We start from the raw sequence: 17,485 nt of genomic DNA on the forward strand, positions 1-17,485 counted from the left end.
TCTGTGTCACTTGTCCTTCTTGGTGGGACTGGGGGAGGGTTCGGGCTCGCCGATGGCCTTGCCGTCCGGGTCCGTGAGCAACTCGTCGGCGGCGCCCATCACGGTCGCGTCGTTCACCCGCCACTCGCCGCCGGTCTTGATCAGGCCCAGCTCCATGTAGGCGCCCAGCATGCGCCGGGTGCCTGCGGTGCTCTTGACCTGGGAGTCGACCACCGTGACGGCCTTGGCCCTGCCCTCGGCGACCTCGGAGACGTAGACGCCCCGGATCGAGGCCGTCGAAGAGGCCTTCATCGCGGTGATCAGGCTCTCCAGCGGACTGAACGCCTCGTTGTAGGTCTGCTCGAAGTCCTCCCCCGACAGGCTGAAGACGCGGTCGCGGTAGGCCTGCAGGTTGGCGTGGTCATACGTCTGCAGCGCCACGGCGAACTCTCCCGCCCTGGTGGACACCGCCAGCCGCTCGGCCTTCTCCGCCGAGAGCCGGTCGGCCAGCCGCTCGGCAGCCAGCCACTGGATCGCTCCGAACACCGCCGCCCCGGCCACCGCCATCGCCACGACCGCGCCGATGAGCCGTCCCCGCCACGCCGCCGATCCCCGGCGGGCTCCCGCCGCCTCTCCGGAGCCGGAGCCGCCCTCCTTCTCCTCCTCCGCCACGGCCGCGGCGGCCGTGTCCTCACTCCCGGCCCGCTTCATGGCGGGGGCGTCGCCGTCCTCGACGGCAGGCCCGGCGCCGTCCTCGCCGGAGGCGGCCTCGGGACCCCCGGAGGCGGGAGGAGGGGCCGCTCCGGTGCCCCCGGTCTCCTCGGCGGTGCGGGTGGAGGGCCCGGACTCCGGCGCGGCCTCGGGCGACGCGGCGCGGTCCTCGGCGGCGTCCTGCGGGAGTTCCCCGGTCCGCTGGGGGGTGGGACTCATTTATCGCTCTCCTGTTCACGGCGGCGGGTGGCCCGGCCGACGGCGATCCAGCCGAGCACGCCGCCGGAGACGACGACGGCGAGGAAGGTCGCGACGACGAAGGGGGTGTAGTCCTGCGGGGCGGAGCCGGCATCCGCACCGGTGCCCTCGGCCGTGGTGCGCCCGCCCCGGTCTTCGGTGTCCTCGGCCTCCAGCGGACCCTCGCTCTCCGGCGGGGACGCGGTCGCCTCGCCGTCCGGCGCGTCGGTCGTCCCGTCCACCGGCCCGGCCGCGTCGTCGGGGTGGGGGCCGGTGTCCGGGTCGTCGTCGGCCCGGTTCACGGGCGGGACGGGGGCGCCCTTCGGGCAGGCGCGGAGCGCGGGCGTCGCCGGCGGGGCCAGCGGGCCCCGGTACTCCTGCGCCACCCGCGGGCCGCCCGGGACGCTGAAGATGAAGGTGACCCTGCCGTACAGGCCGCCGGAGTGCCGCTCGGTCACGTCGGCCAGGAGCGCCTGGGCGGTGGGGACCGTGCGCAGCACGTGGTTGATGTGCGCCCGGGTCTGCGGGGTGAAGACGACGCCCTGCCGCATCCCGGCGGCGGTCAGCGTGCAGGACAGGCCCGGGCGTGCGCTGTTGAGCAGGCGGTCGACCTGGCGGAAGAAGCCGGGTCCGTGGTCGAGCATGGCGTACAGCTGCTTGCGGGAGTCACGGATCGACCGGGTCACGCCCGCCAGGTCGGTCACGCCCTGCGAGAGCTCCTCGCGTTTGCCCGCGAGCGTGCCGGTCAGCCGGGTCAGATTCACCGACAGCTCGTCCAGCAGGTCGGTGTTGTCGGCCAGCGTGGTGGTGAGGTCGTGCGCGTTGTCCACGATCTCCCGGATCGACGTGGTACGGCCGTCCAGGGCGGCCGCCAGCTCGCGCACGATGGTCTGGGCGTCCTCGGGCGGCACCGCGTTCAGCAGCTTGCCGACCCCGTCGAACAGCTTCCTGTAGTCGAGCGGGACCGACGTGCTGGCCAGCGGGATGGTGGCGCCGGGAGGCATGGTGCCGCCTCCCGCGGCCCCGGCCTTCGGCGGGGAGATCTCCACGTACGGCTCGCCGATCGCGGACTTGCGGCGGACCTCGGCGGTGACGCCGCGCGGGATCCGCACCTCGCGGTCGATGCTCAGCGCCACCACGATCTTGCCCGGCGCCAGCGCCACGTCGTCGATCCGGCCGATCCGCACGCCGAGATAGGCCACGTCGAAGCCGCGCACCAGGCCGGGGGAGGAGACGAACTCCGCGTTGATGCGGTACGGCCGCTCGATGATGTCGAGCTTGATGATGCTGGTGAAGGCCCACACGGTCATCACGACACCGAGGACCGCGAAGAAGCCGAGATTGATCCAGATGCGGCTCCTCATCGCGGCGGCTCCAGCAGCAGGCGGAAGTCGTCCACCGAGTTCGGCTGCTTGGGCTTGGCCTTCTTCGGCTTGGGCAGCAGCAGGCCCTTGAGCCAGACGTAGGCCAGGAGCTGGCCGTTGACCACGATCGGCGGCTGGTCGATGAACCGCTGCACCCGGCTGATCAGGAGCTTCAGGTCCTCCTTGCCGCGCACCATCGAGGTGGAGACCCCGTCGAGCCGGAGCAGCAGGGCGCGCAGGCGGGCCGCGTGCCTGGGATAGACGGTGGCGTTGACCTCCTTGGCCAGGGCGGTCAGCTCCCTGAGCGTCTTCTTGACGTGCTTGCGGCCGTGGTTGAGCCGGGCGGTGGCGTCGTCGACGCTGCCGGGCAGTCTGTCCAGCTCCGCGCTGCCCTCGGCCAGGTCGTCGCCGAGCTTCGCCAGGCCGTCGATGGTCCGGGCGAGGTCCCGGCGGGACTCGGCGTAGGCGGTGGTGACCTCGGTGGTCTGCCGCAGCAGCCGGTTGAGGTCCTCGCCCCTGCCGCCGATCCCGGTCGCCGCGGCGTCCAGGACGGCGTTCACGTCCTGGGCGCCGAGCGCGTCGATGAGCGGTCCGGCCCGCTGGGTGACCTGCTCGATGTCCGGCTGCACCGAGGTCTTCGTGATCGTCGAACCGTCCGTCAGGAACGGCCCGGTGGTCATGTCCCTGCCGTCGGGCAGGTCCAGCTCGACGTAGTTCTCGCCCAGGATCGAGGTCTTGGCGACGGTCGCGGTGGTGCCCTCCGGCACCCGGTGCCCGTCCTCGACGGACATGGTGACCCTCGCCCGGTAGCCCTCCAGACGGATGCCGGTGACGCTGCCCACCCGCACGTCGGAGATCTGCACGCTGTGCCCGACCACCAGGCTCTGCACGTCGTCGAAGGTCGCGTTGAGGGTGAGCCCGCCCGACGGCGCGCCGATGGTCTGCAGGCTGCACGCCGCGGTCAGCGAGAGCGCCGCCAGCCCCGCCGTCACCCTTCCCCGGCGGCTCGTCCGGTGTGCTCCGTTCGCTGCGCGGGCGGCTTGCTGCGCTGCGCCGGCTGCTTCGCGCACTCCGCTCACCTCCCTCGCCTGCTCATGGCTCGTTCGGTGTGCTCCGTTCGCTGCGCGGGCGGCTTGCTGCGCTGCGCCGGCTGCTTCGCGCACTCCGCTCACCTCCCTCGCTGCCAGGGGCAGTTGCTGAGTTCGCCCGGGAGGCAGGGCACCTTGCCCAGGCCGAGCGCCTCGAAGAGCGGTGTCAGCCAGGCCCGGGTCATCGCGTTGAGGACGAGGCGGAACTTGAGCACGTGGTGCTCCCTGTCCCAGGCCATGACCATGTTGTCGACGAACTTGCGGGTCCCGGCGATCGCCCTGGCCGCCGACTCGCTGTTGACCTTCAGTGTGATCACCAGCTCGGCGAGGTTGGTCACGCCGCGGGGCAGCTTCACCTGGTAGGCCTCGACCAGCGCGTCGCCCCGCTGCACGAACTCGGCCAGGCCGGTGACGAAACGCCGCATGCGCTCGCGCTCGTCGGCCAGGGTGGCACTGGCCTCGGCGAAGGCGTCGATGGTCGTCTTCACCTGGCCCTCCCGCCTGTTGAGGCTGGCGGCGAGCTCGTTCAGGCCGTCGGCCAGCTCGATCAACTGCTCATCCTGCCCTGCGAGGGTGCGGGTCAGCGCGGCCGCGTCGTCCAGGGCGCGGTTGATCTGCTCGCCCCGGCCCCGGACGCTGTCGGCCAGGTTCCCGGCGACGTCGCCCATCTTGTCGGTGTCGAGGGCGTCGGTGAGCTTGGTGAACGCCTCCAGCGCGTCGTCGATCTCCACCGGCAGGTCGGTGCGCTCCAGCGGGATCACCGCACCCGGCGCGATCCGCGGCATGCCGGGTTTCCACGGCGGATGGAGCACCACGTTGCGCTCGCCCAGCGTGTTCTGCGGGGCGACGATCGCCTGGACGTCCGCGGGCAGCGGGATCCCCCCGTCCACCAGCAGATCCGCGCGGACCCTGTTCCCCTCGACGGTGAGCCTCTCCACGGTCCCCGCGTCCAGGCCCATCACCTTCACCTTGGCCTGCTCGTACAGGGAGGGCGCCGCGCTGAAGTAGGCGGTCAGCCGGTACGGCTGCGCCCCGCCGGGCAGCAGCGAGCAGCCCCCCGCCGACAGCAGGGCCGTGACGAGCAGGACCGCGGTGAGAAAGGCCGGGAGCGGCCCGCGCCGCCCACGGCGCGCCGAGCGGGTCACCGGTCGCTCCTGTCCTTGCGGATGGCACCGAGCACCTCGGGGTTGATCGGGCCGAGCCCGACGGCGATGGCGTCCACCCACGGGTTGCGCCCACCGGTGGTGGCCAGCCCGGAGAAGGTCGGCCCGACCCAGGTGAGGACCGAGTTGAGATTCTTGCCGCTGGTGGAGTCGAGGCGGTTGCTGATCGCGGTCACGTCGTTCATCACCGCGATCAGGTTCTTCTCGTGCTCGGTGACCAGCGCGGTGATGCTGTTGACCAGGTCGCTGCCCTCGCCGAGGAAGGACTTCAGCTCGTCGCGGCGGAGCCGCAGCTCGTCGAGCATGATCTCGATCGAGTCGATCAGGCGGCCGAGCTGCTCGTCCTTGGACTCCAGCACTTTCATGATCTTGTTTCCGTTGTCCAGAAGTCTCTGCAGCTCGGGCTCGCTCTCGCTGATGATCTCCGACAGCTCTCCGATGTTGTCCAGCAGCTTGCTGACCCGGCCCTGCGGGGCGGGCTCCAGCTCCGACAGCTCCTGCAGGAGCTTGTCGACCGAGTCGGTGTCGAGTCTGTCCAGCAGCCGGGTGGCGTCCTTGAGCGCGTCGGTGATCAGCGTCGGGGTGCTGGTCCGCTCCATCGGGATCAGCCGTTGCTCCTCGGGCAGCTCGTCCATGTAGGGGCGGGTGACCGGCCCGGTGAGCTTGACGTAGCGTCCGCCCAGCAGGTTGGAGAGGGTGATCTCGGCGCGGGTCTGCGGGCCGAGCCGGATGCCGTCGTCCACTTTCCAGGTCACCACCACGTGGCCCTTGCCGTAATCGGCCCGTACCTCGGTGACCTTGCCGACGGGCACGCCCGCCACCCGGACGTCGTTGCCCGAGCGCAGCCCGGCGGAGTCCGGCAGGATCGCCGACATCGTGTAACCGCCCTCCAGCAGCCCCAGGTTGCCGACGAGGAAGGTGACGACCAGCACGGTGCCGAGGACCGCCAGCGAGACCACGCCGACGACGATCTTGTTGCGGTCGCGGAACGACTTGATCGCCATCAGGGCCCCACCAGCACTCGCCGCAGGTTCCCCGTGCTGGTGAGCTTGAGACCGCCGCGCAGCGGTGGGGGACTGCTCATCGAATAGGGACAGGGCAGCGGGCCGAGCGCGAGGCAGGGCACCGCCGTGGTGACGAAGTGGCCCCGGCCGGTCACCTGGAACGAGCGCTGCAGCGGCGGGGTGAGCGTGGCCAGCACCCTCTCGATGCTGCTGATGTTGCGCCGGATGCCGCCGGTGAGCCGGGTCATGTGGTCCACCACCCGGCCGAACTCGCGGGAGTTCTCGCCGAGCACCCGGTCGTTGACCCGGACCGTGGTGGACAGCTCCACCAGCGCCTCGTCGATCAGCTTGCGGTTGCGGGCGAACGCGCCGGTGAGCGTGACCAGGTTGTCCACCAGCCGGGAGATCTGCTCGTCCCTGCGGGCGACCACCCCGGTCACCGTGGCGTAGTCCTCCAGCAGCCCTTGGATGATCTTCTTGCGTTCGGCGACGGTGGTGGTCAGGGCGTCGAGGTTGTCCACCAGCTTCGGGATGTTCTTCTGGTTGCCGTCCAGCGCCTGTCCGGCCGCGGTGAGCAACTGGTTGATCTGCTCGGGGTCGAGGCTGCGGGTGAGCGGGCCCAGGTCGCTGACCAGCTCGCCGATGTCCACCACCGAGCTGGTCCGCCGCACCCGCGCGCCGTCGCCCAGCATGTCCTTGGCGGTCCCGGGCTCCAGGTAGATCACCCGTTGCCCGATCGTGTTGCGCCAGCGCACCGCGGCCGAGCTGTCGGAGGGCACCCGCACCGAGGTCTGCACGTTCATGGTGACCTCGGCCCTGCCGTTGACGACCTCGATCGCGTCGACCTGCCCGACCGGCGCACCGGCGATCTTCACCTGGTCGCCCACGTGGAGCCCGGCGACGTCGTCGAAGGTCCCGACGAGACTGTAGGTGTCGCCCACGCCCACCCGGGCGATCTGCGCGCCGATCAGGACGATCAGCGTCACCGTCACGGCGAGGAACACGGCGAACTTGCCCAGCGTCCAGCGGCGCTGGATCTGCTCTCTCGACCGGGCCATCCCCTCACCCGCCGTTCGCAGGGCCGCAGGCGCCGACGAAGAGCTCGCAGATGTCGGTCGCGACGAAGGCTTCCATCTTGATCTGGTTGGCGCCGCCCGGGCCCTGGCCGCCGGTCAGGTCGTTCAGGGCGGAGAGGATGTGGTTCAGCCCTCGCACGCCGTCGCCCGCCAGGCCGAGCTGCGCGTAGAGCAGGGCGGCGGCCCGCTCCCCGGCGTTCACCGCCGCCCTGAGGTTGCGGCGGTGCTTGCGCAGGCCGTACGCGCTCAGGCTGGAGAGCTCGTCGAACTCCCGCAGCAGCGCGCGTATCTTGTCGGCCCGCTCCAGCAGACCGGGGGTGAGCACGTTGACGTCGGCGGAGATGCCCACGACCTCGTCACCCTTGTCGGCGAGGCTGCCGCTCAGCGCCGCGGCGTCACCGATGAAGCGCCGGAACTCCGAGCGCCGCCGGTGCGCGACCTCGACGATCTTCCCCGCGCCGTCGACGATCCCGCGGATCTGCGGGCCCTTGCCCTCCAGGCCGCGGCCGAGGGTGTGCACGATGGTGGTGATGTCCTTCGGGTCCACCGCGCCGAGCCCCTCGTAGGCGTCGGCCAGCGAGTCCGACAGGTCCACGGGCGCCCGGGTCCTGGCGATGACCGCCCCGTCGCCCAGGTAGGGACCGCCGGCCTCGCCCTCGCCGAGGATCAGGTTGACGAACTTCGGGCCGAAGACCGAGGTCGGCTCGATCGCCGCGGTGACGGTCTCGGGCACCCGGGCGCCGGGGTCGATGTGCATGGTGACCACGGCCCGGCCCCTGCCGTCCAGGGTCACCGAGCTGACTCCGCCCACCGTGATGCCGCGGATCTTGACGGGTGAGTTGGGGTCCAGCCCCTGGCCGGCGTGGGTGAAGGCGGCCGTCAGCCGCGTCCCGCTCCGGTTGGCCGTGCTCTGCACGACGACCACGAGCGCCGCGGCGACGACGAGGATCATGACCACCGAGATCACCAGCCGGATCGGCAGCGGGGTCTCACCGCGGGCCATCGCCGCTCACCCCGTCAGCTTCACGCCGCTGCCCTCGCCCCAGAAGAGGTAGGACAGCAGCAGGTTGAGGATGACCACGGTGACGATCGACTGGCGGATCGCCCGTCCCGCAGCGGTGCCCACGCCGACCGGGCCGCCGGTGGCGTTGAACCCGTAGTGGCAGTGGATGCTGATCACGGTGAACGCGAAGACGACCACCTTGATCACGCTGTAGACGATGTCGATCACCGGCAGGCCGAGGTAGAAGTAGTAGTCGTAGACGCCCGGCGCCATGCCGAACAGGGCGGTGCACATCAGCCGGGTGGCGAAGAAGCTGGCGAACAGCGCGATCATGTAGACCGGGATCAGCGCGATCAGCGCGGCCACCACCCGGGTGCAGATCAGGTAGGTGAAGGCGTTGATGCCCATCACCTCGAGGGCGTCGATCTCCTCCGAGATCCGCATGGCGCCGAGCTCGGCGGTGAAGGACGAGCCGACCTGGGCGGCCAGCGCGACCGCCGCGATGATCGGGGTGATCTCGCGGACGTTGGCGAAGCTGCCCACCAGGCCGATGAACGACTCGGCGCCGATCGCCTGCAGGCCCTGGTAGCCCTGGAGCCCGACGGTGGCGCCGACCGCGAAGGCCATCGTGAAGGCGACGAAGACCATGCCGCCGCCGATGACGGTCGCGCCGACGCCCACCACGACGTCGCTGACCTGGCGGAGCACGACCTTGGTGAACTTGGCCCGCAGGATGATGTCCCGGACGGAGTAGAAGACGACCTTCCACAGGAAGAGCGGCCAGTCCGAGAGCGAGGCCAGCCGCTCGGTCCCGTCGCGGAGCACGCCGTAGGCACGGTGGCCGGCGGTGCGGGCCCCCGGGACCGCCGCCATCACAGGGCCCTCGGCGGATAGGCGAGGAAGTAGATCATCGTGATCACGTAGTTGACGGCGAACACCAGGATGAAGGTGACGACCGTGGACTGGTTCACTGCGCGGCCCACGCCGACCGGGCTGGTCTGGCAGGTCATGCCGAAGTAGCAGGACATGATCGCCGCGATGAAGCCGAAGATCCACGCTTTCAGCAGGGTCACCAGCAGGTCGCTGGTGACCAGCAGGGAGACCGCGCCGTCGAAGTAGGCACCGGGCGTGACGCCCTGGATGATGACGTTGAAGAAGTAGCCGCCCGCGGCCCCCGCCACGATGACCAACGGGACCAGCAGCACCGCCACCGTGCTCGCCGCCCAGAGCCTGGGGGTCACCAGGCGGTGGATCGGGTTGACCGCCATGACCTCCATGGCGGCCAGCTCGTCGCGGATGTTGCGGGCGCCGATGTCGGAGGTCATGGCCGAGCCGCCGGCGCCGGCGATGAGCAGGGCCGAGGCCATCGGGGCGACCTCGCGGACCAGGCCGACGACGACCGCGCCGCCGGTGGCCGAGGAGGCGCCGAGCTGCCAGGCCAGCTCGCCCACCTGCAGTGCGACGGTGGCGCCCAGGGGGAGCGAGACGAGCAGCACCGGCACGCTGGTGACGCGGGCCAGGAACCAGCACTGCTGGACGAACTCCCAGAACCAGGTCTTGACGTCCCAGGTACGGCGGAAGCCTTCCAGGGCGATCACCGACATGTCGCCGACCCGCCCGAGCATGGCGGTCGTTCTGCGGACGACGTAGCCGCTGACCGCGTCCCGCCCGCCGTACGCCATCAACCCGCCGTCCGCTGCGCCATGACCACCTCGGAATCCGCGTCTCCGACCATGGATCAGTCACCCTACTGACGGGTAGTCCAGTAAGTCGATGCTTCCTCTGGAATTTGAGGAAAAGGTATGAGGCCCAGGTCGCAACTTGTCAGGGCCTCACACCTTCCGGCCGGCGTGACGATCGGTACGGGCGCCGGGGTCACCCCCGCAGGGCGGCCATCCAGCTCTCGATCTCGTCGGGGCGGCGGGGCAGCCCGGCCGACATCAGGCGGGCGCCGTCGGCGGTGACCACCAGGTCGTCCTCGATCCGCACGCCGATGCCGCGCAGCTCCGGCGGGAGGGTCAGGTCGTCCGGCTGCAGGTAGAGGCCGGGCTCGACGGTGAGCACCTGGCCCTCCTCAAGCACCCCGTCGAGGTAGACCTCCGAGCGGGCCTTGGCGCAGTCGTGCACGTCCATGCCGAGCATGTGGCCGCTGCTGCACAGGGTGTAGCGGCGGTACAGGCCGCTGCCGGGCTGCATCGCCTCGTCCGCGCTGATCTTGAGCACGCCCCAGTCGTGCAGCCCCTCGGCGATGACCCGCATGGCGGCCTGGTGGAAGTCGCGGAAGCGCGCCCCGGGCCGCAGGGCGGCGATCGCCGCGTCCTGGGCGTCCAGGACCAGCTCGTAGACCTGGCGCTGGACCGGGTTGAAGCGGCCCGAGAGCGGGAGGGTGCGGGTGATGTCGGCGGTGTAGAGGTTGTCGGTCTCCACGCCCGCGTCGAGCAGAAGCAGCTCGTTCTCGTCGAGCCGGCCGTCGTTGCGGATCCAGTGCAGCACGCACGCGTGGGCGCCGGAGGCCACGATGCTGTCGTAGCCGGTGGCGTTGCCCTCCAGCCGGGCGCGCAGGCCGAAGACCCCCTCCAGATAGCGCTCGCCGCGCGGGTGGGCCAGGGCCTGCGGCAGGGCCCGCACCACGTCCTCGAACCCGCGGGCGGTGGCGTCCACGGAGAACTGCAGCTCGGCGACCTCCCACTCGTCCTTGACCAGTCGCATCTCCGACAGGAACGCCTCCAGCTCGGCGTCGCCGTCGTGCGGGGCGACGCGGCGGTCCACCGAGGAGTCCACCCCGCGCAGCACCCGCGCGGGCCCGCCCAGCGCCTCCTCCAGCCGGCCGATCGGCGCGCAGTCGATCTGGTAGAGCGTCTCGGCCTCGGCCAGGTCGGGGCGGCGGCCCACCCAGAACTCGCCGTAGCGGCGGTCGCGGTAGAACTCCTGCCCGGCCGCCCCCGCCGCCGAGCGGGGCGAGCGCGGGCGCAGGAACAGCGTGGCCGCGCCGGACGGCTCGACGACCAGGACGTCGTCGGGCTCCTGGTCGCCGGTGAGGTAGGTGAAGGCGCTGTGCGCCCGGAAGCGGTAGTCGCTGTCGTTGCTGCGGACCTTGAGGACGCCGGACGGGATCACCAGCCGCTCGCCGGGGAACCGGGCGGCGAGCGCCGCGCGGCGTTTGGCCGTGTAGGCCGCGAGGGGAAGGGCGGCCAGGTCGCCGCGGTGGGTGTCGGCCCACCCGGTCTCCATGAAGGCGGCCAGGGCGTCGGAGACCGGCAGGTCGTGGCTGCCGGTGTTCAGCTTCTCGGTCATCGTGTCCCCGGGGAGCGAAGGTCTGTGGTATTTCACACATTACTCCGGTCCGGACACGCGGCACGGCCTCGCCGCGATTGCCGGGACCCCGTACGGCCCGCACCCACTGTAGGCGGTGCGGGCCGTGAGAGGGGACCGGTGATCAGCCCGCCGGAACCTGGTACTCCTTGACCAGGTCGGAGGAGAACGGCTCCTTGACGATGGACGCGCCGCCCAGGGCGTCCTTGTCCGGCTTGACGACGTAGGACCTCAGGGAGGCGGGCTTGTCGAACGCGGTGAAGTCCATGGTCCCGCCGTACTGCTCGCCCCAGGTGCTCTGGCTGCGGTGCGCGGTGACCACGCCGGCGCGGGTGAGGTCCTTGCTCTCGCAGGCCTTCTTGAGCGCGTCGACGACGATGCCGGCGGCCGTGTAGCCGGCGGAGACGCCGCTGTCGACGGCGGCGTCCGGGTACTTCGCCTTGTAGTCGTCGCCCAGCTTCTTGATGGAGGGCAGCTCCGAGCTCATCGGAGCGCCCGCCGTCACGTACTCGAAGCTCGCCAGCAGCGCCGGGCCGGCCGGGGTGGGCAGCAGCTGCGGGGAGTAGGCCGAGTTGCTGCCCATGAACGGCACCTTCATGCCGCCGGCCAGGGCGACGCCGACGAGGGAGGCGGTCTGCCGGGGGCCGACGGAGACGAGGATGGCCTTGACCCCGGCCTTCTTGAACGCGGCGACCTGGGCGGTCATGTCCTGGTCGGTCGCCTTGATCTTCTGCTCCACGAGCTCGAGGCCGAGCTTCTCGGCGGCGAACTTGGAGCCGTTGAGCGCGGTCTCGCCGTAGTCGCCCTCGAAGTACAGGTGCCCGATCTTGTCCCCGGACTTGATGCCCTTCTCCTTGGACAGATAGTCGACAGCGTTGATCATGTCGATGTCGTAGGTGGTCCCGGTGACCTGGATCGGCTTGCTGCCGAGCAGGTGCGTGGCCCACGCCTGCGGGATGGTGAGCATCTGGTCGGCCTCGATGCGCTGCTTGACCGCGTTGACCATGGGGGAGCCGACGACGTGGGCGAGGGCGACCGACTTGGGGCCGATCTCGGTGTAGGCGGCGACGGCCTTCTGCACGTCGTAGCCGTGGTCGCGGACGATGGACTCGATCTGCCGGCCGCACACGCCGCCGGCCTGGTTGACCTGCTCGAAGTAGAGCTGCTGGGCGTTGGTCAGGCTCTTGCCGAACGAGGCGTAGGGGCCGGTCAGGTCGGTGATCATACCGATCGTGATCTTGTCGGCGGTCACGCCGGGGCCGGTCTTCACCCCGTCGCCGGAGGCGGCGGCGTCACCCCCGCCTCCGGTGGCCTTCTCGCTGGCGCACGCGGTGACGGCCAGGGCCAGGACGGCGAGTGCCGCGACCCGCCTGGAGGTTCGTGAGATTGCCATGGGTCAGTTCCTTGTCTCGGGTGTGGGGGTGAGGGAGTGCTTCACCGTGGGCGCGGATGCGACCCGGCGGTTGATACGGAGACGTAGCTGGGCGACGAGGCCGAGGAGCCCGCCGGGCAGGAAGAGGACGACCACGACGACGGCCAGGCCGTACAGGATCTGGGCGGCCTCCGCGGCCCCGACCCCCTCCTGCCCGGGTTGGACGATCAGGGGCAGGGCGTCGCTGTAGCGGGTGAGCAGTCGGGGCAGCATCGAGACGAAGACCGCGCCGATCACCGCCCCCGCCACCGAGCCGAGCCCGCCGATGATGATCATCGCGAGGTAGGCGAGGGCGAGCAGGAGGCCGAAGTAGTCGGGCACGGTCTGCTGGAAGACCAGCGCGACCAGCACTCCGGCCAGCCCGCCGTACATGGACGAGAGAACGAACACGCCGGCGCGGTAGCGGGCCACCGGCACGCCCATCACCCCGGCCGCGATCTCGTGGTCGCGGATGGTGTTCATGGCCCGTCCCGGACGGCCCCGCAGCACCCCGCGGGCGAACAGCCCCGCACCGAGCAGGAGCACGGCGCCGAGGAACCACAGCCGCTCCAGGGCGCCGAACGGCACCCCCGCGATCACCACGGGAGCCTCCGGGGTGTCGGCGAAGACGAACCCGAACAGCTCCATGGGCGGCACCGGCCGGCCGTTGTGGCCGCCGGTCACCGGGGTGGCGTTGGACATCACGAACTGACCGATGAAGATCAGCGCCAGGGTGGCGATGCCGAGGTAGGCGCCCTTCAGCCGGGCGGCGATGGGGCTGAACAGGCCGCCCGCCACGCCCGCGAGGAGCACCGCGAGAACGGCCGCCAGGGGCGTGGGCAGCCCCAGCCCTCCGAGGGCGTGCGCGCCCTCGGAGGGGGCGGAGGCGAAGTAGACGTAGCCGAAGGCGCCGACCGCCAGGAAGAACGCGTGGCCCATGGAGAGCTGGCCGGTGGCGCCGGTCAGCAGGTTGAGACCGATCGCGCCGATCGCCGCGGCCATGGCGAACAGGCCGTCCTGCAGCCAGGAGGCGTCCAGGTAGAACGGTATGACGACGGCCGCCGCGGCGAGCGCGACCGACCACAGAAGGGTGCTCCTAGACACGGGCCAGCTCCCTTGTCCCGAACAGCCCCGCGGGGCGGATGAGCAGGACGATGATCATTACGAGGAACGGCGCGACGTCGCCGAGCCCGCGGCCCAGGAAGACCAGCTCGCTCTGGTAGCCGCCCACCAGCGACTCGGTGACCCCGATGATGAGCCCGCCGGCCAGGGCTCCGGTGGTGGAGTCCAGGCCGCCGAGGATCGCGGCGGGGAAGGCCTTCATGGCGGTGGCCGTCACGGTGCGGTCCAGGCCGGGCGTCGGGAAGATGCACATGAACAGCGCGGCGAGGGCGGCGAGCGCTCCGGCGACCGCCCAGGCCCCCATGGAGACCCGGCCGCGCCGCACGCCCATCAGGGCGGCGGTCTCGGCGTCCTCCGCGGTGGCGCGCATCGCCACGCCCCAGTTGGTGTACTTGAACGCGAGCAGGAACGCGGTGATCACGACGCTCGCGGTGAGCAGGGCGGCGATCCGGGCCATCGGGATGTTGACCGCTCCCAGCTGCAGCACCTCGCTGCCCCACGGGTCGCCGAGGGCGAGCACCTCGGTGCCGATCTGCCGGGTCAGCTCCGTGGTCAGCACGATGTCGACGCCGATCGTCACGATCGCCAGGACGCTGTGGGAGACGACGTTCGCCCGGCGGATGACCGCGAACTCGATCAGGGCGCCCAGAGCCGCCGCCCCGGCCAGGCCGAGCAGCAGGGCGGGCCAGAAGCCGACCGCGGCGTGCGTCTTGGCGACGATGAAGCCGCCGACCAGCAGCAGCGAGGCGTGTGCGAAGTTGACCACCTCGGTGGCCTTGAAGATGATGACGAATCCGAGGGCGATCAGTGCGTACACCGCCCCGATGGAGATCCCGTTCACCAGGAGCTCGAGAAAAGTGGTCACGATGCGGCCTCCTCGGTCTCGCTCGTCGCACCCAGGTACGCCCGGATGACCTCGGGGTCGTTCTGCACCTGCTCGGGGGGGCCGTCCGCGATGCGCCTGCCGAAGTCCAGGACCGTCACCGCGTCGGCGAGCCGCATGACCATCCCCATGTCGTGCTCGACCAGCAGGATCGAGATGCCGAGGCTCTCCCGGACGGCGATGATCAGTTCGGCCATCTCGCGCCGCTCGCCGCCGTTCATGCCGGCCACCGGCTCGTCGAGCATCAGCAGCTTGGGCTCCATGCACAGGGCCCGCGCCAGCTCGACCCGCTTCTGAACGCCGTACGGCAGCAGCCCGACCGGCATCGCCAGGTGGCCGGTGAGGCCGACGAAGGCGGCGATCTCCGCCACCCGTTCGCCGTGCCGGGCGGCCTCCCTGCGGGCCGACGGCAGCCGGAGCCCGGCGGAGAGGAACCCGGCTCGGGTCAGCCGGTGGCGCCCGAGCATCATGTTGTCGCGCACCGACAGGTGCGGTGAGAGCGCGATGTTCTGGAAGGTACGCGCCATGCCGAGGGCCGCGATTCGGTGCGGCGGCAGGGTGGTCAGCTCGGCGCCGCCGAACCGCACGCTGCCGGAGGTGGCGCGGTAGACGCCCGACAGCACGTTGAAGCAGGTCGACTTGCCCGCGCCGTTGGGGCCGATGACCGCGTGCACGCTGCCCGGTTCGACGGTGAAGCCGATCGCGTCCAGCGCGGTGAGCCCGGCGAAGCGCACGGTGACGTCGCGGACCTCGAGGCGGGGGACGGAAGGCTCCATACCGTCCGGTTGGTATGTCTCGCTCACGCGTGGCCTCCGGAGAGCGTCGTGCCTGTACAGGGCCTCACGCCGACCACCTGGTCAGCGTCGGGCGCGCCGCGGGCGCGCCGGCCGTCAGGGCCTCGTCGCGGTCGTCGCCGATTCCCAGGTAGCGCCGCCGGACCTCGTCGCTCTCGGCGAGCTCGGCGGCCGGGCCGGACAGCACCACCTCCCCGACCTCCAGCACGTAGGCGTGGGAGGCGAGGGAGAGGGCCAGTGCGGCGTTCTGCTCCACCAGCAGCACCGTCGTGCCCTGGGCGTTGATCTCCCGGACGGTCTCGGCGATCCTGGTCGCCATCATGGGTGCCAGGCCCAGGGTGGGCTCGTCGAGCAGGAGCATCCTGGGCCGGGCCATCAGCGCCCTTCCGATGGCGAGCATCTGCTGCTCGCCGCCGGAGAGCAGCCCCGCCCGCTGCCGGGCTCGCTCGGCGAGCACCGGGAAGAGCGTGAGCACGCGTTCCCTGGCCTCGGCGGCGGCCCCGCGCCCCGGCGCGCCGAGCGCGCCGGCCCGCAGATTCTCCTCCACCGTCATCCGCGCGAAGACCTTGCGCCCCTCGGGCACCTGGACGACTCCGTGCGCGACCACCGCCGAGGTGCCGGCGCCCGAGAGCCTCTCCCCGCCGAAGGTGACGGTCCCGGCGGTGATCCCGCCCCGGTGGAACCGGAGCGTGCCGGATATGGCGCGCAGCAGCGTGGACTTGCCCGCGCCGTTGCCGCCGAGCACCGTGACGACGGCGCCGCGCGGAACGTCCAGGGAGACCCCGCGCAAAGCCGTCACGGGCCCGTAGTTCACCGCCAGATCCCTGACCGTCAGCCCGGGGCCTCCGGGCGGTCCGGGGTCGTGGACGTTCATGTGTGCCTCCTGACAACCGATGAACGCACCCAACCCAGGTGGTTCACCGTCAGTCCAGAGGGCTGGGAGAAGTCGGGACTGGTGCCCACAACGGGCCGGTGCCGGTTGTGCGTCAGCACAGCCGAGGGTCACGAAAGAGAACAGAACCTTGTTCCGCTCCAGGTGCACCTGACACCATTGGCCGATGGGGATCCGGACCACCACCGACGACGAGGTGCGCAGGATCATGCGCCTGGCCGCGAGCCGGCTGCTGCGGCGCCTTCCCGAGCTCACCGACGAACTGGTGGCCAGGACCCGCGACACCGACGAGGCCTATCGCCGGATGGTGCCCACCGACGACCACTGGCAGAGCGTGTACGAGGCCATGCGGGAGGGCATCGGCGCGATCCTGGTCCCCCTGGCGGAGCGGCGGGACCTGCAGCAGGCCGAGAAGACCGCGCTTCGCCGCGCCGAGCAGGGGCTGCCCATGGACTCCCTGCTGCGCAGCTACCGGATCTCCGCCCAGGTGATGTGGGACGGGCTGGTCGGAGTGGTCGCCGAGGAGGAGCCGGACAGCCTGCCGCTGCTCATCCGCAGCGCCACCAAGGTCTGGAGCGCCGTGGACCGGCAGGCGGTCGCCGCGGCGGAGGCCTACCGCAGGAGGGAGGCCGAGATGTTCGGCCGCACCGCCGAGCGGGTCCAGGCCCTGCTCGACGCGCTGCTGGAGGACCGGGCCGACGCCACCCTGGTCCGCAGCGCCGCCGCCGCCCTGGACCTGCCGGAGCTCGGCCGCTACGCGGTCGTCATCACCCGGTTGCCCGGCCGCGACGGTCACGCCGCCGGCGCCCGCCCGGCGAGCCTGGGGACGATGCGGCTGCTGTGGCGGATGCGCCCCGACTACGAGGTGGCGGTGGTCCTGCTCCACGAGGAGGAGATGGACGGCCTGGCCCACGCCCTGCGCCCGCACGTCACCGGCTCCGCCGGGATCAGTCCGGTGGTCGAGGGCCTGGCCGAGCTGGGTCGTGCCCGCAGGCTCGCCGAGCTGGCGCTGCGGACCTGCGCGGGGGAGGGGCCCGAGATCGCCCGGCTGGAGGACCGGCTCCCCGCCGCGCTGGTGGTGAGCCAGCCCGAGCTCGCCGGACACCTGAGCGCCGCCGTGCTCCGGCCGGTCCTGGCCTTGGACGCGGCCGACCGCGAGGTGCTGCTGGGCACCCTGGAGGCGTGGTTGCGCTGCGAGGGATCGGCGATGCGCGCCGCCGGGCAGCTCTACTGCCACCGCAACACCGTCTTCAACCGCATGCGAAGGATCGAGCAGCTCACCGGGCGCTCCCTGGCCCGCCCGCTGGACATCGTGGAGCTTTCCCTGGCCCTTGACGCGGTACGGCTGCTGCCTGTCAACTGAGGTTTGCCGCCGCAGGTGCTTAGAAGAGGCCAGGGCGGGGCAATGTAGGAATACACCTGAGCCTGGCTGAACCGAGGTGATGT

General features: G+C 71.3%; 16 protein-coding genes. 1 reads left to right on the forward strand and 15 read right to left on the reverse strand.

Translation table 11 applies throughout. The annotated features are described in order from the left end of the window. Positions 1–6: 6 nt before the first annotated feature. The 15 genes from HS041_RS17905 to HS041_RS17975 all read right to left on the reverse strand — a co-directional run bounded on the left by HS041_RS17905 (position 7) and on the right by HS041_RS17975 (position 16,021). Entirely contained in the window at positions 7–909 is a 903-nt protein-coding gene (locus HS041_RS17905; protein WP_196441798.1) for a hypothetical protein, read from the reverse strand. Next, positions 906–2,291: an MCE family protein gene (locus tag HS041_RS17910; RefSeq protein WP_196441799.1), complete on the reverse strand. Its 1,386-nt coding sequence runs from the start codon at positions 2,289–2,291 to the stop codon at positions 906–908. The genes HS041_RS17905 and HS041_RS17910 overlap by 4 nt, the downstream gene beginning before the upstream one ends. After that, a complete protein-coding gene (locus HS041_RS17915; protein ID WP_307845350.1) occupies positions 2,288–3,283 on the reverse strand; it encodes an MCE family protein in 996 nt (331 codons plus the stop codon). Before HS041_RS17915 ends, HS041_RS17910 begins: the two co-directional genes overlap by 4 nt. Before the next feature lie 176 nt (positions 3,284–3,459). Continuing rightward, positions 3,460–4,524: an MCE family protein gene (locus tag HS041_RS17920; RefSeq protein ID WP_196441801.1), complete on the reverse strand. Its 1,065-nt coding sequence runs from the start codon at positions 4,522–4,524 to the stop codon at positions 3,460–3,462. Next, positions 4,521–5,546 (reverse strand): MlaD family protein, encoded by a 1,026-nt coding sequence (locus tag HS041_RS17925; protein ID WP_196441802.1) that lies wholly within the window; start codon positions 5,544–5,546, stop codon positions 4,521–4,523. The genes HS041_RS17920 and HS041_RS17925 overlap by 4 nt, the downstream gene beginning before the upstream one ends. Further along, positions 5,546–6,604 (reverse strand): MCE family protein, encoded by a 1,059-nt coding sequence (locus tag HS041_RS17930; RefSeq protein WP_196441803.1) that lies wholly within the window; start codon positions 6,602–6,604, stop codon positions 5,546–5,548. The genes HS041_RS17925 and HS041_RS17930 overlap by 1 nt, the downstream gene beginning before the upstream one ends. A 4-nt stretch (positions 6,605–6,608) precedes the next feature. After that, entirely contained in the window at positions 6,609–7,625 is a 1,017-nt protein-coding gene (locus HS041_RS17935; RefSeq protein WP_196441804.1) for an MCE family protein, read from the reverse strand. Positions 7,626–7,631: 6 nt separating this feature from the next. Next, positions 7,632–8,498, reverse strand: coding sequence for an ABC transporter permease (locus tag HS041_RS17940; protein ID WP_196441805.1), 867 nt, complete (start codon positions 8,496–8,498; stop codon positions 7,632–7,634). Beyond that, on the reverse strand, positions 8,498–9,307 hold the full coding sequence (locus HS041_RS17945) for an MlaE family ABC transporter permease (protein WP_196441806.1): 810 nt from the start codon (positions 9,305–9,307) through the stop codon (positions 8,498–8,500). The genes HS041_RS17940 and HS041_RS17945 overlap by 1 nt, the downstream gene beginning before the upstream one ends. Positions 9,308–9,500: 193 nt before the next feature. Beyond that, a complete protein-coding gene (locus HS041_RS17950; RefSeq protein WP_196441807.1) occupies positions 9,501–10,919 on the reverse strand; it encodes an aminopeptidase P family protein in 1,419 nt (472 codons plus the stop codon). 142 nt (positions 10,920–11,061) lie between these two features. Continuing rightward, positions 11,062–12,330 (reverse strand): ABC transporter substrate-binding protein, encoded by a 1,269-nt coding sequence (locus HS041_RS17955; protein ID WP_196441808.1) that lies wholly within the window; start codon positions 12,328–12,330, stop codon positions 11,062–11,064. 3 nt (positions 12,331–12,333) lie between these two features. Continuing rightward, positions 12,334–13,452, reverse strand: a complete 1,119-nt coding sequence (locus HS041_RS17960; RefSeq protein WP_307845351.1) for a branched-chain amino acid ABC transporter permease — start codon at positions 13,450–13,452, stop codon at positions 12,334–12,336. After that, entirely contained in the window at positions 13,445–14,335 is an 891-nt protein-coding gene (locus tag HS041_RS17965) for a branched-chain amino acid ABC transporter permease (protein ID WP_196441809.1), read from the reverse strand. The genes HS041_RS17960 and HS041_RS17965 overlap by 8 nt, the downstream gene beginning before the upstream one ends. Beyond that, positions 14,332–15,129: an ABC transporter ATP-binding protein gene (locus tag HS041_RS17970; protein WP_196442565.1), complete on the reverse strand. Its 798-nt coding sequence runs from the start codon at positions 15,127–15,129 to the stop codon at positions 14,332–14,334. Before HS041_RS17970 ends, HS041_RS17965 begins: the two co-directional genes overlap by 4 nt. 64 nt (positions 15,130–15,193) lie before the next feature. Beyond that, positions 15,194–16,021: an ABC transporter ATP-binding protein gene (locus tag HS041_RS17975; protein WP_196441810.1), complete on the reverse strand. Its 828-nt coding sequence runs from the start codon at positions 16,019–16,021 to the stop codon at positions 15,194–15,196. Positions 16,022–16,205: 184 nt separating this feature from the next. Between HS041_RS17975 and HS041_RS17980 the strand changes: the two genes are divergently transcribed. Next, positions 16,206–17,402, forward strand: coding sequence for a PucR family transcriptional regulator (locus tag HS041_RS17980; protein WP_196441811.1), 1,197 nt, complete (start codon positions 16,206–16,208; stop codon positions 17,400–17,402). Positions 17,403–17,485: the final 83 nt, after the last annotated feature.

The organism is Planomonospora sp. ID67723 (genome assembly GCF_015711605.1).
Taxonomy (GTDB): Bacteria; Actinomycetota; Actinomycetes; order Streptosporangiales; family Streptosporangiaceae; genus Planomonospora_A.